Below are 26,776 nucleotides of genomic sequence, written 5' to 3'. Positions count from 1 at the left end.
ATTGGGTACCGGGCGTCCGTCTCCTCGCGGCAGACGGCGCGCGGCTTGCCGCAAGCCGCGTTTGCGGTAGCCGCTTACTGCGCGACGACGTAGCCGCGCGCCTGCATACAGGCGCCGTACGCGGCCCAGTAGCGTGTCATGGGTGGTTCGGGCGCAGGCAGCGGCGGCAATGCGGCGGTGCCGGGTTGCGACGCGCCTGCCGCGCTGGCTGCATTGGCTGCCATAACGGGCTCCGAGGCGCCTTTCTCCGCGATTGCTGCGGAGGCGGGCGCAGTCGCCGACGCTGCATGTCCCGCATTTGCGGTGGCGGTCGGCGTTTCGCTCGCCGGTGCTGCAGGTGTTGCCGAGGCTGCGTGGCTCGCGGCGGCGTTGCCGGCTCTCGGGGCGGACGCGGAGCCGGGCGCGTTGGGCGCCATGCCGTCGGGAAGGGCGGGGCCTGGCGGCGTCGCGGAGAAACTGCTCGGCGGCAACGGAGGGCGGGACGGCGCGCCGGTCGACGACGTTTTCGTCCCAGCGGGTGTGGGCGGCGGCGTTTGCCGCTCGTGTGCGATGTTGACTTTGGTTTGCTTGTTCGCGGTCGCATAACACATCGCACTGTCGACGCTGCGTTGATACGCGCTTTGACTTCGGATTGGATAGATCAGCGGTTGCCACGCGAGGGCCGCGTTGCTTACCGCCAGCAAGGTCATCAGGGTATAGGTTTTGTATCCCATCGCAGTCGCTCCCGCAGCGATGTTGAGCCGTTCGACGGCAATTATGCTTTGCGGCGCATTCTGGTTGCTCGATCTCGCCGAAAACGGCGGCTCGCTGCCGCAAAGGCTGCTCTCGTCAGACTACCACTGCCGCGCACAAGGTCAGTGCGTTGTATAACGCGGGAAAACGCCATCATGCAGGCCAATCAGGCCACGTCAGTGTAAGTCGGCACGTTTCTGGACGTGGGCGCGACTGGCATTCTCCAGGCGAACGAAGCGTCGCGCACTGCAATCGTGCGCGCAGCATGGCGGAATCTTGCGTGCGTGAGGCGCTATGGGCGGCCCTAATTGGCTTATCCGCCGACGAATACAGGCCTTACGTTTTCGCCGCGATCGCGAGGCAGGTGTTTCCGGCAGCCGCGCATTTGGGAAAGTGCACCCTCATCAACGAGAGTACGGTCGGGATCGCTACTTATCGCCCCAGACTACTGCTTCGTTGCACTTATGAAACGTTTATAATTCTCTCGCCAGCACGCCGAGTAAGTAATACCTATGGCGTTAAGGCTGCAGTGAGCTTCAGCAAGATTTCCATATGGGCGCCTTCGCGGCGCCGCGCGGTTCGGGTAAGAACGACGCCAGCCGGCAGGTCGGTGCTCTTTTTTGCCGCTCGCTTGATATCTGTCGCCGGTCTGCATCACGCGTGACAGAAGCATGTCCAGCCAAGACCATTGAACGATGACGGAAAGACAACGGGCTTTCCTGTGCAGTTAGTCGTCCTAATTGGTGGAAGCATAACGAAAGACAGACGGTTCTCGCAGTTCTGCCTGAAAACGAGCGCCTCGACATAGTCGCGCTGGTCTTCGCTCGCCCTGCGTTTGACATCTCAAGACGGACCTCGCTGCGTCCGGGGGCGCGCTTTTTCTTTTTTTCATCCGACAACACAAAGGCGGCAGGGCCAAGCCGATGCCGCTTCATTCTCGGGGATAACTTTTCTTCGCAAAGACAGGGACAATGGTGAGATATTCGAGGTTGATGGGGATCGCGGCGACGACGGCGCTCGCATCCTTCGGTGTGCAAACGGCACAGGCGCAGGTCAGCACGGTCACCGTCGCGGGGCAGCAATACAAGCTGTGCGCGCAGGAGAACAGCAATTGCTCGTTCCTGGGCACGGCATCGGTGGTGTTCGGCGCAGTGCCGCCCAACGCACCTTCGACAATGCTGACGAGTCCGGCTACGTTCAGCAACGGCGTGGGCTGTTATGTCGGCGCGGTTTCGCAAACGGACCCGGCATACGGTTATGACAAGGCCTGCTGGATGCGGGCTGTGGCCGCACCTGCACCTGCACCTGCACCTGCACCCGCACCCGCACCCGCACCCGCACCCGCACCCGCGCCTGCGCCTGCACCTGCACCTGCACCTGCACCCGCACCCGCACCCGCACCCGCACCCGCACCCGCGCCTGCGCCTGCACCTGCGCCTGCACCCACTCCGACACCTACACCAACGCCGACCCCCACACCGTCTCCCTCTCCATCCGCAACGCCCAGCGCGGCCATTTCCTGCGGCACGCCCACGCAAACCGCGGGCGGTACGGCCCATGGCGTCATCAGCGCGGACACCCCGACCGCCGACGGTCTGCGCGTGTTCCCGAACAACACGGCCTTCAAGATCGCCGTCACGACGAACGCCCCGAGCGCCGACACGGTTGTCTGGTCCGTAGCGGACTCGAATGGCGCCATCAAGACGCAAGGCAGCTTTGCGGTAAGCGCCGGCGTACAGACGAGCACGCTGTCGTGCAAGTCGACCTGGTCCGGTTACGGCGCGTTGACCGCGACGTTGCGCTCAGCAGGCGGCACGCTGCCGAGAAGCGGCACGCGGCCCACCGGCATTGCGACTTTCGGCGTGCTGCCCGACCTCAGTTCCGCGATCGGCACGGTCACGTATGCGCATCAGGACCAGCATCGCTTCGGCATGCAGGGCTTCAACGGCAATATCGCGGCGCTGCACGCGCTCGGCATTTCGTGGACGATCGACGATCGTGAAGTGTCGGCGATGGAGCCCAACGGCCCCTACACCTACACGCCGAGCGTGAACGATCTCGATCCTTTCTATAAAGCCAATCCGGATCAGATGCGCATCGTGCGTCTTGACGGCCTGCCGGCCTGGGACTCGAAGACGGGGCAGTTCAACGACAGCTACTACGCGCCGTCGAACATGACCGAATTCAAGGACTTCATGGCGAGGGTCGGCACCGATACGAGTGCGATTCGTTCTGCGAATTATCCGAACCAGCAGAAGAACTACTATCAGGTGACATGGGAGCCGAGCCTCGGCTGGGCGGACAGCGACGCGAACTTCGTCGCGATGTACAAGGCCGCGTATGAAGGCATTCATTCCACGGACGCGAACGCGGTCGTCATGGGGACCGGCAATCCGTTCCCCGCGAACTGCGATACCTGCACCACAGGCTATCTGCAGAAATTCGGAGCGCTCGGCCTCTGGAACTACATCGACGCGGTGTCGACGCATGGCTACTGGAATGCCGGCACCTATCCCGCGCATCCGCCGGAATTGCAGGACTCGGATCCGGATCCCGCGAACCAGGCGAATGCGCTCGACAATCAGATGACGCAACTGCGCTCGGTCATGCAGGCAGGCAAGCCGAACATGAAGCTCTTCTTCACGGAAGCGGGTACGAGCTACGATCCGGGGCTCAGTTACGGCCCGACGGTGCCATCGCAGAACCAGTTGTTTGCTCATGCGGCAGTCGGCGTACGCTCGCACATCATCGTGCTCGGCGGCGGTGCGCAGGTCACCACGTTGTTCTTTGGTCCCGACTATCCGGGCGAAGTGGGATACGGTTCGTTCTTCGACCTGAACGATGCGCAAGGCGCGTTTGGCGCGACGAATCTCTCGCCGAAACCCGAGGCGATGGCCTTCGCGACGATGACGCGAGTACTCGACGGCACGAATACGCTGGGCCGCGTCAAAGGCACACCGTCCGGTACCTTTGCCTACGCATTCCAGCAACTCGGCAACGGCAAGGTCGTGACGGCCGCATGGGCGCATAGCAACGCGCAATGGCCGACGAGCGGCGGCGTGTACAGCCAGACGTACTCGACGAGCTACACGCTGCAGGTCGACAACGCGGGCACGTCGGGGATTGTGACGAAGATCGATGGATACGGCAATGTCACCACGGTTCCGTATAGCAACGGTGCCGTCACGCTGACGTTGACCGAGGTGCCGCAGTACATCGTGTCGAACAACGCGACGGTGGCGAAGAACAATTCCACCGTGCCGCTCGGCTACACCGGGCAATAACGCTTCGGCGAAGCTTTCGGTACCCTGCTGGGCCAACCGGCGCCTGCTGGGTACCGTTCAGGCTGTTTCACCGCTTCTGCGCAGCGCACGCGAGCATCTGATCGCCGATCGGGTTCTCGCGTGCTTTCAGCGCTTGTCCTGCGCCCTCAATGTCGCGCGCGTCCTTGTTCTGGCCGAGCTTGCTCTTGCCGACGAGCCGGGTAATTTCGATCTCCACACCGACAATTGCTTTGAGCATGGTGTCGATGTAGTCGGCCGGCGCATCTCCCATTTTCCACGGCTGCGGCTGATCTGCTTCATGCGTGCGCGTGAGGCGCGCGACCACGCCGCGTACATACTTCTCGTCGTCGCGAATCGTGATGCGACCATGCGCGTGTACCACGACGTAGTTCCATGTGGGTACCTGCCTATGCGTTTCGTGCTTGCTCGGATACCACGTCGGCGAAATATACGCATCGCCCGCATGGAAGACGACGAGCACCTCATCGCCATGGGCCACGTCCTGCCAGAGAGCATTATTCCTCGCCACATGCGCGTGTAGAACGCCGAACGTGCCTTCGTTCGGCGCGAGGTCAAACGGAATGTGATTCGCGTCCAGGCCGTTCGCGCCATGGGTAATCAGCGTGCCGAACGGATTCTGCCTGATAAGCGCGTGCAGGACGTCTTTGCGCGCTTCGTTGAAATGGGGCGGTACGTACATGGGTGCTCCGTTGAGTTTCTGCATGCAGTGTGCGCCGGAACTGGTTTATTCTATAGAGCCAGTTTGGATCAATTTTACTAAACCAGAATCATGCCGCGAACCGTGCGTGTCGTAGACATTCCGGCGTTGGGTACGCTCGACCGTGGAGCCGGAAACCTGTCTGCCCAGTTGGCGGCATTGGTTAGAGAGGCGGTGCGTGGCGGCGCGCTCGCGCCAGCTGAGCCCTTACCCTCGACGCGACTTCTTGCCGCGTCCCTCAAGCTTGCGCGCGGCACCGTGGTCGAGGCTTATGAGCAACTGATCGCCGAGGGATTTCTGGAATCGCGGCGCGGTGCCGCGACACGGGTTGCCTCGACCTTGTCGGTCGCCGCGCCAACGAGGCGCGTTCGCATGCCAACTAGCGCGGGCGGTCGCCGCCGGCTCCCGCAAAGCAGTCTGCCTGAACCGGCCGCGCGCTTCGCGCAGATCGCGCGCGAATTCAGTCCCTTGCCGCCGCTACCGTTCGCTATTTCGGTGCCGGTCGGCCTGACGGCGCCCGCCGACATCTGGCGCCGGCTAGGCAACCGCATACGGGCACGAGGCGCTGCGGCGCCCGCTGGTTACGAAGACCCAAAGGGCGCGTTGCCGTTGCGCGAGGCGATTGCCGCGTACGTGCGCAAGTCGCGCTCGGTGCAGTGCGACGCGGCGCAGGTGATCATTACGAGCGGCACGCAGCAGGGCTTATATCTTGCGAGCCAGGTGCTGCTCGGCGCGAAGGATGAGGCGTGGGTCGAAGACCCCGCCTATCGCGGCCTGACGGCTATCCTCGAAAACAACGGGCGGGGCAGCGCCATGATCCGTGTACCGGTGGACGAGGAGGGCATCGACGTCGCCGCAGGCATGCGCCTCGCGCCGCATGCAAAGGCCGCGTTTGTCACGCCGTCGCATCAGTATCCGCTCGGCATGCCGCTCAGCATGGCAAGACGCAGCGCGTTGCTGGGTTGGGCGCGGACCAACAATGCATGGGTTGTCGAAGACGACTACGACAGCGAATTCCGCTACGAAGGTTATCCGTTTCCGGCGCTGCAGAGTTCGGACCCCGATCGCGTGATTTACCTCGGTACGTTCAGCAAGATTCTGTTTCCTTCGCTGCGCCTCGGGTACGTGATCGCGCCTGGCGATCTCGCCGACGCGTTTTGCGGCGCGCGGGTCTTGATGGACCGGCATCCGCCGAACGCGGATCAGCACGTGCTCGCCGCATTCATGGCGCAGGGACATCTGGAGCGGCACATCAGGCGGGTTCGCAACGTGTATGCGGAGCATCGCGCGCATCTGATCGAGACGCTCGGCGAACTGCTGCCTTCGGAAATCGCATGGGTCCAGCCCGGCGACCAGGGCATGCACCTCGTGCTTTGGCTTGCTCGCGCGCTCGACGATAGAGAGGTGGCCACGCTGGCAGCGCGAGCGGGGGTCGCGGTGCGTGCCGTGTCGCCGATGTTCTCGCAAGGCAACGCCCGGCCCGGCCTCGTGCTGGGATTCGGCGGGTTCAGCCGCGCGCAGATGGAAGGCGCGGCGCGGCGTCTCGCGGAGGTGATCAGGAATGCTATACGTCGGGGTGCGAGGCCGCGGCGGAAATAGCGCGCATTCGGTATTGCCGGCGAAAAAAATGGCCTCCCGCTTGCACGCAGCGGGAGGCCGGTTCTCAAGTCACATCCGGGGACGCACCGGATCACGTGTCGGCGTGGCTCGAGGTGAACGTGGTGAATGCGCCGTACGGCGGGTTCAGCGCCGTGCCGTTCGTCATAATGCCGAACGTGTTGTTGCCGCTATCGAGCACGTAGTACATCACGGACTGAATGTTGTGCGTCTTGCGCGCCGCATAGAACGAATTCAGTTGCGACGTAATGTACGTCGCACGATACGACTGCGTTTGTTCCGGGCCCGTATTCCACTCCGTGATGAAGAACGGCACACCATATCGGGCCTTGCAGTACGTAGGCAGGTCGATGCCGGGACCCGCGCCGTCCGTGCCGATGTTGAAGATGTCGCCATACACTTCGTAGTTGTGCCATGTGGTGATGTCCCAACGCACCTTCGGATGGCCGCCGCTGCCGTCGGGTTGCATGCCGTCCCAGAGAGCGTCCGACGCGCCGACATCCGCGACACAGAAGTTGATCCCGCATTTGGCGCTGGGCTGCGCCGCCTTCACTCCGTCGATCATGCCGCGCATTGCGCCGCGCATGGTCGGCCAGTTGGCATTGTTGAAGTCGAGCGCCTTCGTGCCTGCGTTGGTCGAATCGATGATGATGGCATTGTCGCGGGTCAACTCGTTGCCGCACTCATAGAACGTCACGCCGTACGGTTTGAGCGTATTGGCGATCGTGAAGGCCGATCCATAGCAGGCGTTGTAAGCCGCGGATTCGCCGGCCAGCAGGTTGCCGTTGCTGTCCCGGAAGCCGAGGTTCACCAGCACGAGCAGCGTCATGCCGGCGGACTGGAACGCCTGTGCGAGTTTGACGACGGCGTTGAGTTCATTCGCGTCCGCTGTGCAGCCGACACGATAGCTGGTACAGCCGAGGCCCTTCAGAATCGAGACGATCTGCGCGGGCGTGTACGTGTAGTCGAAGTGACCGTTTATGCCGAAGAAGCTGCCCGCGGTCGCCGCGACGGCCGTGCGCGGATCGCTGCACGGCAACCATTGAGCGGCGACTTCCGCATTCGCATAGAACTGGCCGCTCGTGTTGCGGCAGTAGATCTTGCCGCCGTACCAGAGCACCAGGTTCACGTTGTAGTTGTTGCCGACCACAGCGCCGTTGCACGAGATCACGCCGTTGGTCAGCGTCCAGACGGCACCCGTCTTGTCGATAATGCTGGACGCCGACGGCATCGTAGTGCCGTCCGGCGAAGTCGTGCCCTGGCGAGGATCGCTCGTGGCTTGCCACGTCGAGCCCGTCCACTGGTAAAACTGCGAGCTCGTGTTTTCAACGTAGATGTTGCCGTTAAAGCACAGCGCGAGCACCACGTTGTAGTTGTTGCCCGCCTTCGCACCGTTGCGATAGGCGACGCCGCCGGACAGCGTCCAGGTCGCGCCCGTACCGTCGATCAGCGACGTTGCGGGCGGCATGGCCGCGCCGTTTGGCGAAGTCGCTTTTGCCGTGGCGCTGGTCTTTTGGGCCCCTGAGCTCGAAGCCGTTGCGCCTGCCTCTTCCGTGCCGCCTCCACCACAGGCGCTCAGCACCACACTGCCGCCAAGCGCCGTCAGCGCACCAATAAATTGTCGTCGTTTCAACATCGTGATTTATTCCACTATCGAGAAGGTCCCCGAATAAAGTCAAAAAATGTGGTTCTTATGTTGGTTAATTGCTATTGAAAATCAGATAACGTTATTTTTATTGGCACTACTGATCGTCCAGGAAATCCGAGTGCTGTTGATGCGTCAGGCAGAGGTATTTGCCGAAACGATTAATACCGCTGAACTGCCCGCGTCGACGGGACTGACGCGCGCAAGCCGCCCACGCCACGGGCGGCGCTTCGCGCATGGAGTTCAATCAGCAGTGGAATAACCGGGTTCGTTTTCGGGCGTCGGTGAGACGAGAGACGCCTTCGCAAACGTTTGTCCGAGAAAGAGAGCCTGCACTACGTAAATATTGCGGACTGTTACTGCGAACGGGGTAGATCTTACCCGGAACCCGTGACGGTCAAAACGAAAATTAGCCGTTTCCCGCCAGAAAGCAAGATCATTTCCGATCAGCTCCCCAATGACAAAGAAAATCTACTTTCTCCTTATGGTATGGGGACTGGACGCCCTGCATTTTTTTCACTTTGACCCCATGAAGTACGCGTCAATTTTTCCGCTTTGGGGCGTGACGTATTTTTTGCCGTCCGGCAGTTCGTGCGGAACGCTTGGCGGGGCGTGCGAGGCGTTCAGCACTTTCGGACATGGGCGTGTGAGCGCCTGTCCCGATTGGCGCATTTTCAGGTGATCGCAGCCACACGTGGCCGTTTTTTGCATGCTAAGCTGGACTGAAGAATACAGATTCAGACCATTTTCCATTTTGCGAAAGCGTTCATAACGACGGGAACCCTGAGACGTCGGGATAACGCTTTTGCTTGATGTTCCGCGGGGGCGGTCCGGCCGGAGATTGTCTAATGTCGCAGATTATTCAGGAAGCGCGTCGCGCGCATGGAAAAGATGAAATGAACCGCGTACGACCGCGTGTGCTGATGTGCCCATTTACCAATCCCACGAACCGATATATAGAGATCCAGAAAGATCTATACAGATCGGTTGGCTACGATGTGATGCCGTTGTCGATCAAGGGCTTGTTAAAGGGCGGCATCGTCGACCTGTTCAAGCCGGAGAACCTGCTCGTGTTCCATTGGCTCGAGTACCGCCCGTTCAGGCGACAGAAAGGCACCGCGCAGCTGAGCCTGATTGGCTCGCTGATCTTTGCCTTCTATTGTGCGGTGATTCTGCTCGGGCGCGCGAAGGTGGTGTACTTCGTACACGACCAGGCTGTGCACGATACGGTGGGATTCAACAGACGCCTGTCTATGCGGATCATTGCGTTCGTGCGCCGTCTTGCAGACTTTCGCGTCGTGCACGCGCCCGATTTCCAGGCGCCCTACCGCGCGCAATATTTACCGCATCCGTTGTATTGGGACGCGCCCGGGCACCCGCCATACAACGCAAAACCGCAGCGGTCCGCGCCGCTGTTTACGATGCTGGGTGTGATTCGGCCGTATAAACAGATCGATGCGGTACTCGACCTTTGGCCGGCCGAGTGCAAGTTGCATATCGCCGGACACGGCACCGACGCCTATCTGGCCACGTTGAACGAGATCATCGATAGAAGGTCGCTGCGAGAAGCGGTGGACCTCGAATCGCGATTTCTCACGGACGCTGAGTTTGCCCAGAGCATTGCCGACAGCGACGTGCTGATCCTTCCGCATGCTGCCGATTCCATGCTGGTCAGCGGCGCATTTTTCGAAGCGATTGGGCTTGTACCGGTGCTCATCGCCCGCTCCACGCCTTTTATGGCGTGGGCAGCCAGGAAGTTCAACAACGTGATTCTTTTCGATGACGTCAGCGAGCTGCCCGCCATATTGCGCTCGGTCAACCAGTCATGGCAGACGTTTGGCGGCAACGCGAGCCATCGCAAAGCGCTCGAGGAATTCGGCTGGAATGCCTGCCGCCGCAGTTACGGTGAGTTCCTCGAGACAGCCGGCGGACACGCTGGCGCCGTCGAAAAGCCGGTAACGGAATAAACTCGCGGAACAAACTCGCGCGCCCGCTGCGCAATGGCTTATTCAGCGGCTGGCGGCGTTCGGGTGGCGTAGATGTCCACATAGTTCAACGGATTGTCGCGCCACTGGCCAATCGTCTTCCTCAAGCGGCTGGTGATCGTTGCCATCGGTTCCGTTACGCCTTGCTTGCCCGCCTTCGCGTCCGTCTCTTCGATCCGCCCGTAACTGAAGTGCGCTTCGAGAAACTGCAGTACGACGTTCGGATCACCGCCGAGGCGCGCCATATGATAGGGCGACCATTCGACGAGGATCGCATCGGCTTTCGCGAGCGTTTTGCTGCCGCCGGCGAAGACATAGGGCTCCGCACCTTGGGTATCGATCTTGGCAAAGATCGGCCCCGCTAGTTCGATGGGGAGATCGTCGAGCCTGACGCAACGCACCTCGATAATCTTGCGGCCCATTTCATTCTGCTTTGCCGGCAGACTGGTTTCGAAGTGAAGGCGATGATCGCCGAGATTGCCGTCGGCAATTTCAAAGGGCAGTACTTCCTCGCGTTCGTGGAGCGCAAGCTGGAAGGTCTCTATATTGGACGACGGACAGTTCTCAGCAATGTTGCGCTGCAGATTCCGGTAATTCACCGGCTCGGGCTCGAACGCATAGCACTTCACGCGCTGGTTGTATTGCGCAATCGGAATGGTCGTCATGCCGATGTTCGCGCCGATGTCCAGATAAGTTCCGCCGGACTGTGCGAAGAACTTTTTCAGCTTCTCTGCCAGCTCGGGCGCCCAGCGGCCCGTTTCGGCATATTTGCGCAGAATGCTCAGGTCGTTCGAGCTGCTCACCATTGTGCCGTACTGTCCCGCTGCCGAGAGCCGCACGACGTTGAGCTTGCGCGAAAGGCTGGAGAGGTAAAGATAGCCGTACTCCCTCGCGAGCGAGCTGTCTTCGAGAAGCGACTTAGCCATAACATGCCGGAGCCTCAGGGGAAGCATGGAGGTCACAGCGCCGGTCGCGGAGAGTATAAGTTTCTTCATGAGAAACAGCATACCGCAGCACTATTTCACAGCGAACATCACGTCTCCGCGCTTTCGGCAAAGGCATCAACGAAATCGGCCACTCGTTGCAATGCATGTGCTGTGGAAGCGGCGTGATAGCGAGCAGTGGGGGTTTTCCCCTAGGTTTGGAGCGATGGCTGCCGGCGTTCTAACCGGGGGCAAAGCGGGCCGACACGCGTGCCGCCATTACTGTTCACCTGCACATTCCATGAGTTCCTGCACGAGCACGTCGGACGTCTCACGGCAGCGTGAACCGGTGCTGAGGTCCTCATGCAAGTTCACCCACGTTCAGTTGAGCGACACGTTGCGAACATAGGGTAAACCGCCGGCGTCTTCATGTACTTCATTGCTTGTGTTGGCGTCGACTGTTGCACTATCATGCAATCTCTATCGAGTTCGGCGGTATCCGTGTTCGCGGCAAACATCCGTGATCTTGTTGCGCCGCTTGTATCGACTGCGACCAGGCGGTCGATTGACACATCGTCAGCTAACTTCACGCTTGTAAATTCGTACAACTAATGAAAGAGCATTGTCAGTTATTTTGCTGAGTCGTCGCTGGACGACCCGTAGCCAAGGAGACGAGGAAATGACAGCCGAAAACGACACTGGAAAAAGTAGCGCTGGGTCTCTGCTTTGTATTCTGCTAGTGGTCGTGATGAGTTTCCTGGTCTCGGGCTGTGGAGGTCACGACGACATTTCGACGTCTGCTCAACAATCGGGACTACTAAGCTGTGACGACAGCATGAAAACAGCGTTCAAGCCAGACGCAAACACGACAGTCGTTTTCGTCAAGCAGTTCAAGGCGGGCTCGTCTTATGCGCTTGCCAACACGCCGGCATCACCTGCACCGCCCGTTGCTGCTACCGACGTGTGTCTCGTAAAGCTCCTCGTAGGCCCAGGAAATCCGGGGCCGGCCGGCGCGCCATCGACTTCCGCAGGGATCGGCATCGAGGTCTGGCTGCCAATGGCCTCGGCATGGAACAACATCATCAGGGCGACAGGAAGCGGCGGTTGGGCAGGCGGTGCGCACTCCGATCCCACGCAGGTGGCCACGAAGTCCCTATACCTGGCGGCGGTCAACAAAGGCTACGTCGTGAGTGCATCGGATCACGGTCACGTCATTCTGAACAACGGATCGTTTGCAATGAATCCGGACGGGACTATCAACACTGTTTTGTGGCAGGACTTCGCTGAACGAAGCATGCACGAAATGGCGGTCAAAACGAAAGCACTGGTGAAGGCGTATTACGGGCACGTGCAGACGTACGCCTATTGGGATGGGTTTTCCACCGGCGGGCGTCAGGGATTCAAGATCGCGCAGAAGTACCCTGCGGATTTCGACGGTATTCTCGCGGGCTCGCCGGCTTTCAACTGGAGCAAGTTCATTACCGCCGAACTGTATCCACAGATCGCAATGCAACAGTCGTTGGGCGCGCCTGTCGCGGCAGCGAAGCTCGCTTTCGTTAGCGGTGCCGCCGTCAAATCGTGCGATACGATGGGCTTGGGCTATCTGCTCAATCCGATGCAATGCCGCTACGATCCGAGCAAGGATGCCAACGTGCTGTGTGCAGGAGCGATCGGAAATGGTGTGACAGGGGCCAGTACGAACAGCGCATGTCTCAGTGCAAACGAAGCGCACGTGGTCAACCAGATCTGGTACGGTCAGACGACGGATGGCAGCGTACCGGACCCGGCGCTCGACAACGGCAATGCGGCGACTCTCGCCTCGAACCAACTCTGGTACGGGCTGACACGCGGAACGAGTCTTTCGTTATCGCTGGCAGGCACGAATCCCTTCAGCATTGCGACCGATCAGGTCGCGCTGGAATTGCAAAAGGCGGCCTATGCACAAGCGTCTTTTTTGAATGCGACCGGCAATGGGACCAACCAGTGGAAACAACTAGGTTATAGCGATCTGGCGAACGCCTACGCGCAAGGCGTTGCGCTGCAGAGTTCGTTCAGCAACATCAACACCGATGATCCTGATTTGAGCGCTTTTCACGCAGCGGGCGGCAAGATGCTCACATACCACGGACTTGCGGACGACAAGATTTTCCCGGCAGGATCGATTAACTATTTCGATCGTGTGTCGACGCAGATGGGCGGTGTGTCGGCGGTGCAGTCGTTTTATCGCCTGTTTCTCATTCCGGGGCTCGCGCACGACAGCAGTTTTGCCACGAGCGCCTCGATCGATCCGAGCACCAACGCCCCGATCAACACGGCGAAAATGCCGTTGCCCCAGCCTGCGGCGGGACGCGACGAAATGTTTCTGGCCCTGCGCAACTGGGTCGAGAAAGGGCAGGCGCCGTCCCAGATCCAGGTAAGTTCCGCTGACGCTAGCGTATCCAGAGCCCTTTGCATGTACCCGCAGACGGTGCAGTACGTTGGCGGCGCGGTTGGCTCGTCGGCAAGCTATGTGTGTCAGTAGGCCGCATACTGATCAGGTCCGCGTAGCCGCCTTGTCGCACGCCGCTTCTCTGGCGGATCCAGCAGCGCATGGGGGCGCGTAAGGTCCGGTCGTTCGAGGATACCCTTCGCTGATCGAAGACTTTTCGCTGCGATGCTGCTAGACAGTCTGGCGACCCTCCCGTCGCCTTCACGAGCACGGGAGGGCGCCTCTTCTCGCGGAACTACTTACCGCTGACCAGTTCCTTCGTTCGCTGCGTGATGGCCGCGAGGCCCTTTTCCACGATCTCCTGCCAGTCGCTGGACACCACCACCTGCTTTGATTCACTCACGCGCGTCTTGATTGTCTGTTCACCATGAAGAGCGCCGACATCGCCCGACAACTGCAGTTCGGACTTCTGGTTCGTTTTAATGGACCAGAAGCCGGGCTCGAACCACGTCCAGAAATCGATGATCTGTGCAGTCACCGGAGCGGCCGCCGCGAAGTTCGGATCACCCTGCTTCACGACAATGTAGCCCGCATCCTGAAAGCCGGTGGCCAGTGCGCTTTCAACGAGGCCGGAAGCCGTCTTTCCTTGAGGCAGCACCACGTCGCCCAGCGCTTTGCCATAACCGTTTCTTTTGCGGCCGATCGCACGCGCTTTTGACGCGTCGCTCGAATCTTCATTCGGATCCAGTGACGCCATGTCGGCGCTAGCGGGCTTGACCGAAAACGTCCGCTTGTCCTGAACTGAATCGATTCGCACGTATTTGCCCGCCGTGGGGTTGGTGCCTTGAGGTGCGGAAACATCGACAGTTGTCCGGCCTACCGCGCATCCAGCAAGGATGGACGCGCTGAGGGCATAGATGGCGATTCGACGCAACAGCATGATGGCTTAACTCCTCGTTAATTATTCTGATCGCCGGAACGCCGATTTATTTCGCTCCAGCGTCAGGGTTATAGATGCGCATGGCGCACGTCAGATGGAATAACGGCCTGCTATTGGAAAACTGAAGGGGGAGGGGTAGGCTGTATCTCTGATACGTCGGCGTTAACTGGTGCGCCGCGTGCGGGATTGAGTGCGCAAGCTGTTGTATTTGCGCATGCCGTGCACGGTTTTACGGTTACCTATGCGCCCGGCGCGGGTGTGGTCGAGCAGGTCAAAAACGAAGTGTCACGTTGAGGACATGCTCACGCGCCACGTGGGCGACGTACTCGGAAAACTCGACAAGGGCGTTGGCGGTGGGTTGAGCTGCGTGGTATCGCCCGGCGGCGGTATCTATATCACGCGTCCCGGCACGGCGTGCTGGGCTTGACCGACAGCGGCGAGTGTCCGTTGCGTTTGCAACGAGTCCAGCACCGCGTTCACGACCCGTTCGACGTCCGGCCAGTTTGTTTCCTGCTGGCCCTCCACATAGACGTCGGGCGCGACGCTCCGATAATGTTCGGAGTATCCCCAGATCGCATCGTGAACCATCGGCCTCGTGATGCTGCCTCCCAGCACGGCGACGGTCGGCCGATTGAACGCGGCAGCCACGTGCATCAGCATTGAAGAATTGGTCAGGACGACGTTCGCTGTCTCGGCGAGCGCGAAGACAGTTCGCATCGACACGTCTCCCGCTACCGAACGCACGCGCGCGTGAGGGCCTGCAGCCGCGATGGCTTCTGCAGCGCGTGGTTTGTCGGCCTCGCTGCCGACTATGACGATGTCGCACCGGTCGCCGCCCTGTTCGAGCGCAGACGCGATCTGTAAAAGCGCAGCGCCGAACTGACGGGGAGACCAGGCTTTGCTGGACACACCTGCACCCACGCCGACGAGCAGTCGCCAACGTGTACCATCGTTAGGATAACTGGCGGACCAGATCCTTGCGGCGCTCGCTCGTTCGGCTGCCGTGAGGAAAAGCTGGGGGCGCGCGTCGGGAAGTTCGGTTGCGCCCAGCAACGCGGCTTGCGCCAGTGCGGCGCGACCGGATTGACGGCGCGCGAAATCAATGTAGGCATGACAGCCGCTGTGGCCGCCGCGATAGCCGCGCACGCCGATGCGGTACCGAGCGCCGAGCCGCATCATCAATAGTGCGCCCATGTAACTGCCGAGGACATCGATTCCGACGTCGAATCCGCCGCGCTTGCGCAGTGCGACGACTTGCGGCGATCGCAACAGGAAGCGCATCACAGCACCCGGCGAGCGATTCTCGACGATCTTGTTGTTCCAAGGTGCATTCAGTTCGACGATCTCATCGACGAACGGATTGTTCTCGAGAACCGGCCGCCCCCAACTGCCAATGCCGGCAACGATACGCGTGGCGGGGAAGCGTTTCTTGAGCGCCTCGAAGATCGGCGTCGCGGTGAGCAGTTCACCGAAATCGTTCGGCCTGAGCACGAGAATCTCGCGCGGTTCGGTGCGACGCGGATCGTATCGCGCCGGGGACAGGCGGCCCATCGCCCAAACCGGCAGTTCAGTCAGCAAGCTTTTCCAATTCATTGCGTACCCAGGAGACGAGATCAGTGCGAGGCCGCGGAGCGACGCACTGATTCTGCATGGAAGCAGGCGCTCGATCTGTGGGCCGCCATACGCATTTCGTCGAACGTATCCGTATCGGCGCAATGGTGCGAGACGCTGAGGGTAGGGTGTCTGCATGCGGGCACCATGCCATGGGCTCGTGAATAGCGAGAGGCAGCCCTCGGTGGTCATTGTTGCAATTTGAGCTTGACCAAGTCCGAAAGGGAACGGTGCAAAACCAAGCCCTCGACCTCGGAACCGCGAATCGCGCATTGCGAAGCGGAATGTCGACGGGACGAAAGTTGATCTGGCGCAAGCCGGTGCGACACGGGACCACAGGGATGCGGCCGGGCGGAGCGATACCATGAATACGTCGCCAAAACACAGCACTTGCCGGTCGCGCCGTGTACGCACGAATGAATCAGCGGTGTTGTGAAAGCCAATCGCACTACTCAGGAGTATGAAATGTCCGCCACGTCCGTTCTCATCAGCATGGCCCCCATGTGGGGAATCCTTCTTATCGCATCCGGCACGGCCGCGTACCTCGTATTCTGGCGCAAGGTGATCAAATAAGCGTGCGCGTTTTGTCGGATCGAGTCACCATTGCAGCGAACTGCGGCAAGGTGCGGTTTCTCTTTCGCTGCTAGCTTAAGAAACGGCAACGGTAAACTCGAGTCCGGATTCAGAGTCCAGCGTCGTCGTCGAAAAACGCGGATTGTCGTCAAGGTAGCGCTTGTATGGCCGAACGGCGTCCTCGGCGGTGTACATGTTGTTGGCGAGAACGATGGATCCGGCGCGCAGCAGGCGCTCTGTGTGCTTGAATAGGTCCAGATAGGTGTCGGTCCATACGTCGATAAACACCATGTCGAAGGCGCCTTCCAGTCGCGCAACGGTCTGAAACGCATCGCCTTCCCAAAGATCAACATAGGCACTCAGGCCCGCCGCCTTGAGGTTGGCCTGAAGAAGAGCGCACTTCGCTGCGTCACATTCAGTCGCGACAATCATTCCGCTGCCTAACGTGCGAAGTGCCTCGGCAAGATAGAGCGTGGACACGCCGCAGGAACTGCCGAGTTCCAGGATTCGAGCCGGTCTGTGCGAAAGCACCATGTTGTGCAAAAACTTGCCCGTTTTCGCCGACACGGCTAACGAGAGGGGAGCGCCTTGCGACGATTCAAAATCGTGGCTGGATAGCCCGAGCGTTTCGAGGAACCGTCCACGCAGTCGAGGGGCGAGCGTGTCGTATTCGTCCGCGAGAGTCAGGAACTCCTCGGTGGAACCGCAAAACTGCGCCTGCGCGCGAGCTATCACTTCGGTCTGGCTCTGTTCGTGAAGGTGCCGCAGAAGGGTTGTGCTTGACGGCGACATGTGCGCTCCTTGACGGGATCGTTGGGTCGGTGAAGCCTCGGGCGAGGCGGCTCATGGTTGTTTCAGGCGCCAGGCAATGTCCTACCACCGTCAGCGGGGACGTACGACGCTATGCTGTTCCGGCGAGCTTGATTGCACATTCAGCGCACGCCGTGACGCAAACACGGCATGACCTGCTTTCACGGCCATGTTCAGTCGCCCGTACGACGGGCGCGCGCCGATCGCCATGCGGTCTGAAAGTGCTCGCGTTCCTCAGGCGTCATGGCTTCCCATTTGCGCCAATGACGTCGATCGCGCCAGCCGCTGTGTCCGCGGAATCCGCCAAACAGGATGCGGCTCAAAACCAGCAAGCCCAACGCATGCGCGAAGTCGATCGTACGGGCGCCGACGAATAACGCCGGAATCACCCAATTCCATAGCGTCATGACCACCCAGCCAAGCACGGCGAGGCCGACCACGACGAGCAGCACTTTCCCCGCACATCTGATTCGAAAATTCATCCGTCGACTCCTCTAGATACCCAGTTCGTCATAAATGGACTGCAATCGGGCGCGCAGATGCAGCACTGCATAGCGTTTGCGTGCAAGCAGTGTATTCAGCGCAACGCCGCTCTCCGCCACCATGTCTTTAAAGGACCGCCCCTCCAGCTCGTGCGCGATGAATACCTCACGCTGATTGGCCGGCAACTCATCGAGTGCGCCCTGCAATGCCTTGAGCAAGACAGCGCGAGCGTAGAGCGCTTCAGGGCCTGCATCGTGCGCCGGCAGGGCGAGGTCGAGGCGATACTCGCCGCTCGATTCTTCCTCGCCCGCTGGCAGATCTGCCAAAGGCTCCTCTCTCTTCTTGCGAAAACGATCGACAATGCGGTTGCGCGCAGCACGGAAAAGCCACGCGCTTGCCTGCTCGATCGGAGCGGGTAGCCGGTAAGCCTGCACAAATTCCTGGAAGACATCCTGCAGGATGTCTTCCGCATCTTCCGGATCGCGTATTCGTCGCCGGATGAAATTGACGAGCCTCTTGCGCTCACGGACCACGGTCGCGGTGATGTCGTTGTCTCGTTCGGTCATCGTGTGCGAGGTGGCGGGCGGTTCCATGCGTCTGAAGACGTTTCAGACGCGCAAATATTGTGGCGGGCGTAAAATTTTTTGCCCCGGCGACTGCGGGATGGCTTGAGGCAGTAGGTAAAACGGGTAGGAGCCGTTATGGACCCGGATGAAGCGTAGCAAGCGCCGGTGAGCCCGGTTCGTTGCTGGTGCTTCGTCAGATTCTGCCCAATGGCAACGACAACGGCGTGCTCGCCGTCCTTGAGACCGGCGACAGAGCGATATTTTGCGTCCGCTTCACCGGGGTATGGGGGGGCGAAGTGATCGCTCACGGCAATTCAAGCAGTGGCAAACTGCTTAACGGCGCTTTCTGCGTGAACTTTAAGTTCTAACCAACGAGCATCGCGCCCGATACACGGACGTTGAGAGTGTGGTGTGAATTTGCGCCGAGTCCAGGCCGACGATCACCGCGGCATCGTCGAGGTGGTGTTGCCAGGCGCGAGATCGGGAACGGTGAACGTGCTGCCGTCCTGAAGGGATGATAGATTCAACGTGGTCTAAGCACGGCCACGTTCCATTTGAGTCCCGATGGAGTGTGCGCGATCCGGACACAATCAAGTTCCTCGAATCCCGCCCGCAACCGTTTCCATGTGCTTGCGCCATCGGCGTGGTGCCACATGCTGACAATAAATATCCCGCCAGGCGCAAGAGACTGCGCCAATCTTCTCATTTCATCTTCAGGGGTCCTAAGATAATAAAGTATTTCATTAAAGACGATGACGTCGAACAGCCGTGAGGTCTTGAACGCGGTCACATCGGCCACAGCAAACTCCGCTCCCTCGATGGTCGACTGTCGAGCCTTCTCGATGGCGGCTGCCGACAGATCAATACCAAGGTAGCTGGATATGGCGGCACTTGAAAGCCAATGCGCAAGGATACCCGTACCGCACCCCACGTCGAGAACGCGCGCCGTCGGTTTGAAGTGCAGACAATATCCGAGAATCACGCTATAGCGGCCGACCTCTTTTGTAGTGGACAGAAATTCCCACTCTCCGGATTGGTATTCACGATTCCATCTTTGATCCGAGATTGAGGTGTTGCGACGCGGCAGAATCGCGGCCTTGATCGCAACCGGGATGAACTTATGAACAGGCCATTCCAGAATCTTTTTGACTAACCGTGCAGTGCCGACAAGCTCGTTAGCAGTAAACAAGGCCATCTCCCTTCAGAAACCGACATTACCTATGCGGATGCCGACTATCGGAATTGATGTGTGGGTTAAGTGCTAATCAATGGTCTCGGAAGTCATGCTAGCGGGTTGAAATGGTATTCAGCAGCCGCGAGCGCTGATAGGGCGTGCTGCGGCGGACAAATGGCGGAAAGCCACTTGCCATCACGGCGCGGAACGCGAATCGGAGGAAACAGAAGAAGCGGAAGACTTAACGGCCGGTGCAGTTCGAAATCACGGAAGAGAGCTGGCAGAGTGTCGCGGCAGAGCCGGCCCCGCAATTCGGACCGCGCCGACCCGCGGCGCGGCCCAAACAGCAGCTTCACCACTGATGATGCACGTGAGGCGCAATCTTCTTCAGATAAAGCTCGCGAAGAACAGCTATGGCCGAATCACTCAAGGGCGGCAACTCGCTCGCCTCACTGTTGGCCCTGGCTTGCGCCGCGTTCTTCGCCCCGGGAATGACGGTCGTCACGCCCTCGTTCATGAGAATCCAGCGCAGCGCAAACTGCGCCATGGTTGCATTCTGCGGAACGAGCGAGCGAATTTCGTCGACGGCGTCGAGCGCAATTTCATAAGGAACGCCCGCGAAGGTCTCGCCCTTGTCGAAGGCCTCACCGTTTCGATTGAAAAGGCGATGATCATTGGTCGCAAACGTCGTCTCACGCGTCATCTTTCCGGTGAGCAGCCCCGATGCGAGCGGCACGCGCACGATCACGGCGACGCCCCCTTCATGCGCTTGCTGAATGAATCGCGCCGGCCTCTGTCGAAAGATGTTGTAGATGATCTGCACCGACTTCACGCCCGGATATTCGATCGCCTTCAGCCCTTCTTCGACTTTCTCGACGGACACCCCATAGCCGCGAATTTTTCCCGATACGACCATGCGGTCCATTGCATCGAAAACTTCAGGCCGGTAATAGACCTCCGTCGGCGGGCAGTGAAGCTGCACCAGATCGAGGCACTCCACGTGCAGGTTCTTCAAAGACCGGTCCACGAAGGCATTCAGATTCGCCGCCGTGTAGCCTTCCGCCCGATGCGGGTCAAGCCTGCGACCCGCCTTGGTCGCCACAAAGGGGCGCGGACCGGTGCGTTCGTTGAGCACCTCGGCGATGATTCGCTCCGAGCGGCCATCGCCATAGACATCGGCCGTATCGATGAACGTCGTGCCGTTGTCGAGCGCCGCGTGCAGCGCTGACTTTGCGTCGCTCTCTGCGACGTCGCCCCATGAGCCGCCGATTGCCCAGGCGCCGAATCCGATTTCGGAGACACTGCTTCCCGTATTGCCGAACTTCCGTTGTTTCATGCTGATTCTCCGTTCATGGCATCAATTGCCCGCCGTTGACCTCGATAATTTGCCCAGTGACGTATCCCGACATTGCGCGGGACGCGAGGAACAGAAATGCGCCCACGCATTCTTCCGGCAATCCTTCTCTGCCCATCGGCACCGTCGCTGTCTGCGAAGCGCGAATTTGCGCCGGCGTGTATTTGTCGTGAAAGGGCGTTTGTATCAGTCCCGGCGATACCGCGTTCACCCGGATGCCGTCATTCACGAATTCCTTTGCGTGGCCGCGAGTCAAGCTGCTGACAAAGCTTTTCGACGCTGCGTAGAGCACCGCGCCCGCCCCGCCGCCTGTGCGCGCCGCAATGGACGTCGTATTGATGACGTAGCCGCCGGCCGCCTTCAGGAACGGATAGGCCGCGGACGTTGCTTCCCAAACCGATCTCGCGTTGAGATTGACGACCTGTTCGAAATGGCTCGCCGATGCGCTGACGGAGGCCAACCGTCCCAGCATGCCGCCCGCGTTATTAATGAGCCCATCGAGCCCGCCTAGCAAGTCCGCCGCTTCCTGCACGACGCGCGCTGCCTCGCCCGCTTCGCTCACGTCACCCTGAACCAGACGGATACGGTCCGGCGATTCCGCACGCAGCGCTTGCGCAGCCGCTTCGCTTTCGTTGAAATGCGCGACCACGTGGGCGCCCTGGGCGGCGAACGCCCGAACAACAGCCGCGCCTATTCCGGTCGACCCGCCGGTAATGAGAACTTTCGTGTCCTTCAGGTCGGCTATCTGTATCTGCTCAAGTTGAGACATGGCATTGTCCTCCGAACGGATCTGTCGACGCGCGGCGGCTGCCACACGCTGCAGGTATCAAATCGGGAAAATAATGACATGGCGTAAAATGAAACAGGTTCACTGAACCGATGAATTCTATTCACCATGTCAAGGAACGATCGCATCGACTTCGCCGACCTGAAGCTGTTTCTCGCCATAGTCCGATGTGGAAGCTTCAGGCTCGCCGCCATTGAAGCAGGACAAACGCCCTCGGCTGTCAGTCACGCAATGCGGCGGCTCGAAGACCGGCTCGGCGCGAAGCTGCTGAACCGCACGAGCAGGGCGGTGTCGCCCACGGAGGCGGGGCTCGACCTCGCCTCGCGATTGCAGGACGGCTTCAACCAGATCGGCTCCGCACTTGAAAGCTTCGCAGCGCCTGGAACGGCGCGACTAGGTTCTCTTCGCCTGAATGTTTTCGCAGATGCGGCTCACCTGCTGATCGCACCGGCGTTGCCGGAATTCGCACGAGTGTGTCCCGGAGTGCAGCTCACAGTGGTTGTCGACAATCGTCCGATCGATATCGTCGCGGAAGGTTACGACGCGGGAATTCGCTACGGTCATCATGTTCCGGAAGACATGATCGCAGTGCCCCTCACTCGCCCGCAGCGATGGGTGATGGTTGCGTCGCCCGCGTATCTGAGGAAGCACGGTACGCCCCGCCAACTCGGCGAACTCGCGAACCACGAGTGCCTGCAGCTTCTGCTCGGCGACAATTCCAGCTACCGCTGGGAAGTCGACGTCGCAGGGAGGAAAAAGTCTATCCGGGTGCCCGGGGTCATCACGATCAACGATACGGTGACGACCATCAGTGCATGCAAGGCGGGAATGGGGATAGCGTATGTTCTTGAGGCGCGGATCGCCGACGAGCTTGCGCGGCGTACTCTGAAAGTGGTCCTCGAAGAGCATGCCTGCGCGGAGGACCCCTTGCATATCTACTACAGTAGTCGTCGCTACAACCATCCCGCCTTGCTTCGGCTGATCAACCTCATTCGCGAACGGCAGTCGCTTCCGAAAATTGCAAAGGTGCGTGGCTGAATCGGGAATGCAGTGTTCATTGCGACGGGATGCAACGGGGTGCAACGGCGCGTAGCCGCGCACGGCTAACCGGGCCCGTCACTCGCGGCCGCGAGCAGCGGCACGAGCAGATCGCTGATAGGCGTAGCAATACCGTGCGAGCGGCCGCGTCGCTGCACGACGCCGTTCCGGCAGTCCCACTCGAGAGGGCGGTTAGCCTCTCTATCCGCAAGAATGGATGTGCCCAGATCCGGCGGCGAGCGATGAAACCCGTCGACGATCTGCTGCGGAACGTCATCGCCGAGCTTCGCACCTTCCGCACGCGCGACGTCGAGACATTCGCGCAAATAGGCGAGCGACAGCGTCGTGATATCGCTCCTGGAAAACATGCCGGCGCGGCGTCCTGTCAGCACCATGAGTCCGGCAACTGCATTTTGCAGGAGCTTTCGCCACGCGACGGAAACGAAATCGTCCACCACCTCGACGGAACACCGCGTGCCGCGCAAGGCGGAAGCCACCACGCGGGCGGCCGGCACGTCCGGCAAGGTGAGGCGCGGCGCCGCGCGCAACCATACCGACGATGCCGATTCGCGTTGCGCAGGGAACCACACCACGGAGGGCAAGACAACGCCACTGGACGCGAATGGTTTGAACAGGTCGATCTGCTCGACGCCGTTTTGCAGTACGCAGACAACCGTCCTCGCGTCGCACAGTGCGGAGAGCCACGGCGCCGCGCTCGCTGTCTGCGTCGACTTCACGGCAACGAACACCAGATCGAATTTGTCGCGGATGCCGTGCGGATCGGTCAGCACTGGGCCGGGCACCACGATCTGACCACCGTCGAACTCGAGCGTCAGGCGCTCGTGCGCTGAACGGCCGCAAATGGTCGGCCTGCGTCCTGCCTCATGCAGCGCCGCGGCGACAGTCGTGCCGATTGCGCCGGGGCCCACAAGGGCGATGGTTGGTCTATCAGACATCGTCATGGGTATCGACCTCCTTCCGGTTGTCGCTGAGATACGAGCGAAGGGCGATCGCGAGCGGAAAAATCGCGAGGGCGGTGAACGCGGTGGCGACCGTGGCGCCATGCACACCGACCCTGTCGCCGAGATAGCCATACAGGACCGGCGACAACGCGCCCGACGCGATGGTCCCGGTATAGAACAGGGCGAACGCTCGCTCGGTACGCTCGGGAGGACACATGTCCGGCACGGTTCCGTAGAGGACCGAGGAAGTGCCATTGAGCATCATGCCGAGAATTGGCAGCAGCACCAAAGTCGAAGCCAGAGGCAGGAACATCACAGCGACGATGCACGCCGCCGTGCCGCCCTCGGTGAGGAGTACTGTGTGAACGACGCCCACTCGCGCGCCGATCCACCCACAAACGAATTTGCCGGCCGCACCGCCGATGAATACAAGCGCGAGCGCCGTTCCCGTCAGTTGCGGCGATACGCCTTTTGCCTTAAGCAGAAACGGCAGGAACGTGAGAAGTCCCATGCGCACCGCAGTATCGAGCACGCCGATGGCGAATAGCCACGAAAACCCTTTCCCCGAAGCGGGGCTTCGCTGAGCAGGCGCGCTCCGGTCCGGCGTTTCGCGGCGCGCCAGGTTGGGAAAAGATAGCGCGATGACGGCGGCAGTCACGCAGCCCACTGCGGCGACAACCCACAACGCATGACGCCACGACATCATGGTCACGAGCAGTGAAATGGTGGCCGGCAACGCGGATTTGCCGAGGTCGCCGGAAAAGTTGTAGATGCTTAAAGGGCCTCTCGCCTCGCGGTCATACGCACGCGCGACCGCGCCCGAGGCGATGGGGTGCTGGGTGCTCGATCCGCTGCCCGAAATCGCCAGCGCCACACACAAACCAGCCAGGCCGCCCGACATTCCCGCCAACGCATAGCCCAGTGCGGCGAGCAGCGTACCGAGCGCGAGCGTAGCGCGGCTGCCCCACTGCTTTGCCAGGTGGCCGGCGGGGATTTGCAGCGTCGCCATCGTGCCGGCATAAATGCCGCGCAGGATGGCCAGGCCGGCGAAATCAAGACCGAAGTCCGCCTGCCACACCGGAAGCAACGCGTAGATCATGTCCGTATAGCCGTCGTGCAATGCGTGCGCGACACAGGAGAGCCACAGCACGCGCGAGCGCGACGGCGGACTTCGTCCTTCTGCTGAAGGGACCAGAACGGATGGACGCATATCGATTGTTCTCGCCTCGCCCCATCGCAAGTGCGCGCGCGTGCAGGGCATAAAAGTTGGACAGACGATTTTATGGCCGCACGATTGCGCGATTCAACTGAGCTAATATCGCGGCAACAGAGAGAAAAAGTCACGTCATGAATAGAGGCCCACGCGTCGCAAACAAACGAGACGAACTTCCGCCGCTCAATGCATTGCGAGTGTTCGAGGCGGTCGCACGTCATGGCAGCTTCGCGGAGGCCGCCACGGTTTTGCATGTCACTCATTGGGCCGTGGGAAAACAGATCAGACTGCTCGAGGACTGGTTCGGCGTGCCCCTGTTCGAGCGCCGCCCGAGGGGCGTTGTGTTGACGGATGAGGGGGCCGCGCTGCTGAACGACGTCAGCCAGGCGTTCGAGCGCCTCGGCGTGGCGGCGGTGCGTCTGCGCCACAATCGCGCGACACACCGGATATCGGGCGTCGTGCGAGTGAATGTGCCGATGAGTTTCGCGCTCTGCTGGCTGCTGCCCCGTCTCGCCGATTTCCAGGCGCGTTATCCGGAGGTGGACGTGAGGGTGTCGACTACCTCGCGAAAGTTGCGCTACGTCGGTGACGCCTTTGATATCGGCGTGCGTTCGGGACCGGAAGAGGGCGCCGGCGTGGTCTCCCGTCCATTGATGCCCGACTTGCGCGTGCCTGCCTGCAGCCCGGCACTGCTGCGTCAGCGGCCCATTCAGGTCGTGACCGATCTGCGCCATCACACCTTGCTGCACTCCGCCACGACGCGTGCGGCCTGGTCTCACTGGTTGAAGGAAGCCGGCGCGTCCGACTTGCGGGCCGCCCGTCATGCCGAGTTCGACCACGTGAATCTCCAACTCGGTGCAGCCGTGGAAGGTCTTGGCGTGGCGCTGGCATCACTGCCGCTAATCAGGCGCGATCTTGCAGAGGGGCGTCTTGTGTGCCCCATCGCCACACCGGCCTGGCGCGCCGACGACTACATGCTGGTGAGAAGTACGGGACGCGTCGACGACAATGCCGTGGCCGCATTCGAGCAATGGCTCACGCGGATGGCCGAGCACGAGGCCGAGCCGCTCGCATCGGCGAGTTCCCAGTGATGGGCGCCCGGCCCGACCGCCGCGAGCCCGGCATCGAGGTTCACGCGAAGCCTGCTCGAAAAAAGCTTTCCGCAATGCGTCAACGACAAACTGCCGTTGGGTATGCATTGGCCGTTGCTTTCAGCGCCGCTGCGCATTTGGCCGCCCGCCGGCGATCACCCGTTCCAGCGACATCTTCAGGTGACGCTGCATGCTCGCCTGAGCCTGGATCGGATCATGCGCTTCGAGCGCTTCGAGGATCACGCGATGCTCGTCAGGAACCGCGCCCCAAGTGCTCTCGTTTTCAAAATGGCCGCGCAGCTTTTCGGACAGCGGACTATGCCGCGCATCGAACAGTGAACTGACGGTGCGCACGAGCACTTCGTTGCCGGTCATCTGTGCGATCGCGAGATGAAATGCGCGGTCGGCGGCGACCGGAATCCGTCCCGCCGAGACTTCGCGCTGCATTTCTTCGTACAGCCCGCGCAGGTGCTTCAGGTCCTTCGCTTTGCAAAACGGGGCGACGCTCGCCGCGATCGAGCCTTCAATCACACAGCGCGCCCCCATGATGTCGAGCAGGCTGTCGCCGAGTTCGGCGCGCGACAAGGGCTCCTTGCCATGCGTCGGTGGCGTGGGGCACACGTAGACGCCCGAGCCCATACGGATTTCGACGAGCCCTTCCAGTTCCAGCGCAACCAGCGCCTCGCGTACCGACGGGCGCGACACGGCCAGCGTTGCCGCGAGCGCGCGCTCCGAAGGCAAGCGGCCGTTCGGGGCGAACTCCGGCTGCGCAATCAGATCGCGCAGCTTTTCCGCGATCTGCAGATAGAGGCGGCGAGGGTCGGCGGGTTTGTCTGTCACAA

22 protein-coding genes are annotated in these 26,776 nt (G+C 60.8%); 6 read left to right on the top strand and 16 right to left on the bottom strand.

The window, feature by feature from the left end:
- Positions 1–74 precede the first annotated feature (74 nt).
- A complete protein-coding gene (locus ACEN8U_RS29255) occupies positions 75–713 on the bottom strand; it encodes a hypothetical protein (RefSeq protein ID WP_015001733.1) in 639 nt (212 codons plus the stop codon).
- Between the two features lie 950 nt (positions 714–1,663).
- Entirely contained in the window at positions 1,664–1,936 is a 273-nt protein-coding gene (locus ACEN8U_RS29250) for a hypothetical protein (RefSeq protein ID WP_015001734.1), read from the bottom strand.
- A gap of 397 nt (positions 1,937–2,333) precedes the next feature.
- Here ACEN8U_RS29250 and ACEN8U_RS29245 point away from each other — a divergent pair, with 397 nt between their 5' ends.
- Positions 2,334–4,016, top strand: a complete 1,683-nt coding sequence (locus ACEN8U_RS29245; RefSeq protein WP_368608213.1) for a hypothetical protein — start codon at positions 2,334–2,336, stop codon at positions 4,014–4,016.
- A gap of 67 nt (positions 4,017–4,083) precedes the next feature.
- On the opposite strand, the gene ACEN8U_RS29240 is transcribed toward ACEN8U_RS29245, so the two are convergent.
- Positions 4,084–4,716 carry an FMN-binding negative transcriptional regulator gene (locus ACEN8U_RS29240; protein WP_310105332.1) on the bottom strand — a complete coding sequence of 211 codons (633 nt, stop codon included), beginning with the start codon at positions 4,714–4,716 and terminating at the stop codon, positions 4,084–4,086.
- Positions 4,717–4,806: 90 nt separating this feature from the next.
- Between ACEN8U_RS29240 and ACEN8U_RS29235 the strand changes: the two genes are divergently transcribed.
- The gene (locus tag ACEN8U_RS29235) at positions 4,807–6,333 is read left to right on the top strand and encodes a PLP-dependent aminotransferase family protein (RefSeq protein ID WP_310105335.1); all 1,527 of its coding nucleotides are present in this window, start codon (positions 4,807–4,809) and stop codon (positions 6,331–6,333) included.
- A 91-nt stretch (positions 6,334–6,424) separates the two neighbouring features.
- Here the strand turns inward: ACEN8U_RS29235 and ACEN8U_RS29230 are convergent, their stop codons facing one another.
- Positions 6,425–7,987, bottom strand: coding sequence for a hypothetical protein (locus tag ACEN8U_RS29230; protein WP_015001738.1), 1,563 nt, complete (start codon positions 7,985–7,987; stop codon positions 6,425–6,427).
- Positions 7,988–8,808: 821 nt separating this feature from the next.
- Between ACEN8U_RS29230 and ACEN8U_RS29225 the strand changes: the two genes are divergently transcribed.
- Complete coding sequence (locus tag ACEN8U_RS29225) at positions 8,809–9,963, top strand: glycosyltransferase (RefSeq protein WP_310105338.1); 1,155 nt, start codon at positions 8,809–8,811, stop codon at positions 9,961–9,963.
- 38 nt (positions 9,964–10,001) lie between these two features.
- On the opposite strand, the gene ACEN8U_RS29220 is transcribed toward ACEN8U_RS29225, so the two are convergent.
- Positions 10,002–10,988, bottom strand: coding sequence for an FkbM family methyltransferase (locus tag ACEN8U_RS29220; RefSeq protein ID WP_310105341.1), 987 nt, complete (start codon positions 10,986–10,988; stop codon positions 10,002–10,004).
- A 595-nt stretch (positions 10,989–11,583) separates the two neighbouring features.
- Between ACEN8U_RS29220 and ACEN8U_RS29215 the strand changes: the two genes are divergently transcribed.
- On the top strand, positions 11,584–13,425 hold the full coding sequence (locus ACEN8U_RS29215; RefSeq protein ID WP_310105344.1) for a tannase/feruloyl esterase family alpha/beta hydrolase: 1,842 nt from the start codon (positions 11,584–11,586) through the stop codon (positions 13,423–13,425).
- 202 nt (positions 13,426–13,627) lie between these two features.
- On the opposite strand, the gene ACEN8U_RS29210 is transcribed toward ACEN8U_RS29215, so the two are convergent.
- The 8 genes from ACEN8U_RS29210 to ACEN8U_RS29175 form a co-directional block, all read right to left on the bottom strand.
- Positions 13,628–14,272 (bottom strand): flagellar biosynthesis protein, encoded by a 645-nt coding sequence (locus tag ACEN8U_RS29210; protein WP_310105347.1) that lies wholly within the window; start codon positions 14,270–14,272, stop codon positions 13,628–13,630.
- Between the two features lie 390 nt (positions 14,273–14,662).
- Entirely contained in the window at positions 14,663–15,865 is a 1,203-nt protein-coding gene (locus ACEN8U_RS29205) for a glycosyltransferase family 9 protein (RefSeq protein ID WP_310106336.1), read from the bottom strand.
- A gap of 666 nt (positions 15,866–16,531) precedes the next feature.
- Positions 16,532–17,248 (bottom strand): O-methyltransferase, encoded by a 717-nt coding sequence (locus ACEN8U_RS29200; protein WP_310105350.1) that lies wholly within the window; start codon positions 17,246–17,248, stop codon positions 16,532–16,534.
- A 191-nt stretch (positions 17,249–17,439) separates the two neighbouring features.
- Positions 17,440–17,748 carry a hypothetical protein gene (locus ACEN8U_RS29195; protein ID WP_310105353.1) on the bottom strand — a complete coding sequence of 103 codons (309 nt, stop codon included), beginning with the start codon at positions 17,746–17,748 and terminating at the stop codon, positions 17,440–17,442.
- Positions 17,749–17,760: 12 nt separating this feature from the next.
- Positions 17,761–18,342: an RNA polymerase sigma factor gene (locus tag ACEN8U_RS29190; RefSeq protein ID WP_310105357.1), complete on the bottom strand. Its 582-nt coding sequence runs from the start codon at positions 18,340–18,342 to the stop codon at positions 17,761–17,763.
- A 496-nt stretch (positions 18,343–18,838) separates the two neighbouring features.
- Positions 18,839–19,510: a class I SAM-dependent methyltransferase gene (locus tag ACEN8U_RS29185; protein ID WP_310105359.1), complete on the bottom strand. Its 672-nt coding sequence runs from the start codon at positions 19,508–19,510 to the stop codon at positions 18,839–18,841.
- Between the two features lie 331 nt (positions 19,511–19,841).
- Positions 19,842–20,825 carry an aldo/keto reductase gene (locus ACEN8U_RS29180; protein WP_310105361.1) on the bottom strand — a complete coding sequence of 328 codons (984 nt, stop codon included), beginning with the start codon at positions 20,823–20,825 and terminating at the stop codon, positions 19,842–19,844.
- Between the two features lie 13 nt (positions 20,826–20,838).
- Positions 20,839–21,612 carry an SDR family oxidoreductase gene (locus ACEN8U_RS29175; RefSeq protein ID WP_310105371.1) on the bottom strand — a complete coding sequence of 258 codons (774 nt, stop codon included), beginning with the start codon at positions 21,610–21,612 and terminating at the stop codon, positions 20,839–20,841.
- Positions 21,613–21,738: 126 nt separating this feature from the next.
- Here ACEN8U_RS29175 and ACEN8U_RS29170 point away from each other — a divergent pair, with 126 nt between their 5' ends.
- Complete coding sequence (locus tag ACEN8U_RS29170; protein WP_310105374.1) at positions 21,739–22,668, top strand: LysR substrate-binding domain-containing protein; 930 nt, start codon at positions 21,739–21,741, stop codon at positions 22,666–22,668.
- A 65-nt stretch (positions 22,669–22,733) separates the two neighbouring features.
- On the opposite strand, the gene ACEN8U_RS29165 is transcribed toward ACEN8U_RS29170, so the two are convergent.
- Together ACEN8U_RS29165 and ACEN8U_RS29160 are read right to left on the bottom strand one after the other, a co-directional pair.
- Positions 22,734–23,630 (bottom strand): oxidoreductase, encoded by an 897-nt coding sequence (locus tag ACEN8U_RS29165; protein ID WP_310105378.1) that lies wholly within the window; start codon positions 23,628–23,630, stop codon positions 22,734–22,736.
- Positions 23,617–24,840 carry an MFS transporter gene (locus tag ACEN8U_RS29160; protein WP_310106339.1) on the bottom strand — a complete coding sequence of 408 codons (1,224 nt, stop codon included), beginning with the start codon at positions 24,838–24,840 and terminating at the stop codon, positions 23,617–23,619. Before ACEN8U_RS29160 ends, ACEN8U_RS29165 begins: the two co-directional genes overlap by 14 nt.
- A gap of 137 nt (positions 24,841–24,977) precedes the next feature.
- On the opposite strand from ACEN8U_RS29160, the gene gcvA reads away from it, so the two are divergent.
- On the top strand, positions 24,978–25,934 hold the full coding sequence (gene gcvA / locus ACEN8U_RS29155; RefSeq protein ID WP_310105380.1) for a transcriptional regulator GcvA: 957 nt from the start codon (positions 24,978–24,980) through the stop codon (positions 25,932–25,934).
- 120 nt (positions 25,935–26,054) lie between these two features.
- Here the strand turns inward: gcvA and ACEN8U_RS29150 are convergent, their stop codons facing one another.
- The gene (locus ACEN8U_RS29150; protein ID WP_310106342.1) at positions 26,055–26,774 is read right to left on the bottom strand and encodes a FadR/GntR family transcriptional regulator; all 720 of its coding nucleotides are present in this window, start codon (positions 26,772–26,774) and stop codon (positions 26,055–26,057) included.
- Positions 26,775–26,776 lie beyond the last annotated feature (2 nt).

Source organism: Paraburkholderia phenoliruptrix (genome assembly GCF_047325075.1).
Taxonomy (GTDB): Bacteria; Pseudomonadota; Gammaproteobacteria; order Burkholderiales; family Burkholderiaceae; genus Paraburkholderia; species Paraburkholderia phenoliruptrix.
Note: the sequence above shows the minus strand (reverse complement) of the source record. Positions and strands in the feature narration are given on the sequence as shown.

What these genes read in the sequence shown, in the direction of transcription:
- ACEN8U_RS29210 (WP_310105347.1), bottom strand. Translation starts at nt 14,272, where the DNA reads ATGCTGTTGCGTCGAATCGCCATCTATGCCCTCAGCGCGTCCATCCTT.
- ACEN8U_RS29235 (WP_310105335.1), top strand. Translation starts at nt 4,807, where the DNA reads ATGCCGCGAACCGTGCGTGTCGTAGACATTCCGGCGTTGGGTACGCTC.
- ACEN8U_RS29220 (WP_310105341.1), bottom strand. Translation starts at nt 10,988, where the DNA reads ATGCTGTTTCTCATGAAGAAACTTATACTCTCCGCGACCGGCGCTGTG.
- ACEN8U_RS29225 (WP_310105338.1), top strand. Translation starts at nt 8,809, where the DNA reads ATGTTCCGCGGGGGCGGTCCGGCCGGAGATTGTCTAATGTCGCAGATT.
- ACEN8U_RS29165 (WP_310105378.1), bottom strand. Translation starts at nt 23,630, where the DNA reads ATGACGATGTCTGATAGACCAACCATCGCCCTTGTGGGCCCCGGCGCA.
- ACEN8U_RS29240 (WP_310105332.1), bottom strand. Translation starts at nt 4,716, where the DNA reads ATGTACGTACCGCCCCATTTCAACGAAGCGCGCAAAGACGTCCTGCAC.
- ACEN8U_RS29215 (WP_310105344.1), top strand. Translation starts at nt 11,584, where the DNA reads ATGACAGCCGAAAACGACACTGGAAAAAGTAGCGCTGGGTCTCTGCTT.
- ACEN8U_RS29160 (WP_310106339.1), bottom strand. Translation starts at nt 24,840, where the DNA reads ATGCGTCCATCCGTTCTGGTCCCTTCAGCAGAAGGACGAAGTCCGCCG.
- ACEN8U_RS29205 (WP_310106336.1), bottom strand. Translation starts at nt 15,865, where the DNA reads ATGAATTGGAAAAGCTTGCTGACTGAACTGCCGGTTTGGGCGATGGGC.
- ACEN8U_RS29230 (WP_015001738.1), bottom strand. Translation starts at nt 7,987, where the DNA reads ATGTTGAAACGACGACAATTTATTGGTGCGCTGACGGCGCTTGGCGGC.
- ACEN8U_RS29170 (WP_310105374.1), top strand. Translation starts at nt 21,739, where the DNA reads ATGTCAAGGAACGATCGCATCGACTTCGCCGACCTGAAGCTGTTTCTC.
- ACEN8U_RS29195 (WP_310105353.1), bottom strand. Translation starts at nt 17,748, where the DNA reads ATGAATTTTCGAATCAGATGTGCGGGGAAAGTGCTGCTCGTCGTGGTC.
- ACEN8U_RS29190 (WP_310105357.1), bottom strand. Translation starts at nt 18,342, where the DNA reads ATGGAACCGCCCGCCACCTCGCACACGATGACCGAACGAGACAACGAC.
- ACEN8U_RS29185 (WP_310105359.1), bottom strand. Translation starts at nt 19,510, where the DNA reads ATGGCCTTGTTTACTGCTAACGAGCTTGTCGGCACTGCACGGTTAGTC.
- ACEN8U_RS29180 (WP_310105361.1), bottom strand. Translation starts at nt 20,825, where the DNA reads ATGAAACAACGGAAGTTCGGCAATACGGGAAGCAGTGTCTCCGAAATC.
- ACEN8U_RS29175 (WP_310105371.1), bottom strand. Translation starts at nt 21,612, where the DNA reads ATGTCTCAACTTGAGCAGATACAGATAGCCGACCTGAAGGACACGAAA.
- gcvA (WP_310105380.1), top strand. Translation starts at nt 24,978, where the DNA reads ATGAATAGAGGCCCACGCGTCGCAAACAAACGAGACGAACTTCCGCCG.
- ACEN8U_RS29255 (WP_015001733.1), bottom strand. Translation starts at nt 713, where the DNA reads ATGGGATACAAAACCTATACCCTGATGACCTTGCTGGCGGTAAGCAAC.
- ACEN8U_RS29200 (WP_310105350.1), bottom strand. Translation starts at nt 17,248, where the DNA reads ATGTCGCCGTCAAGCACAACCCTTCTGCGGCACCTTCACGAACAGAGC.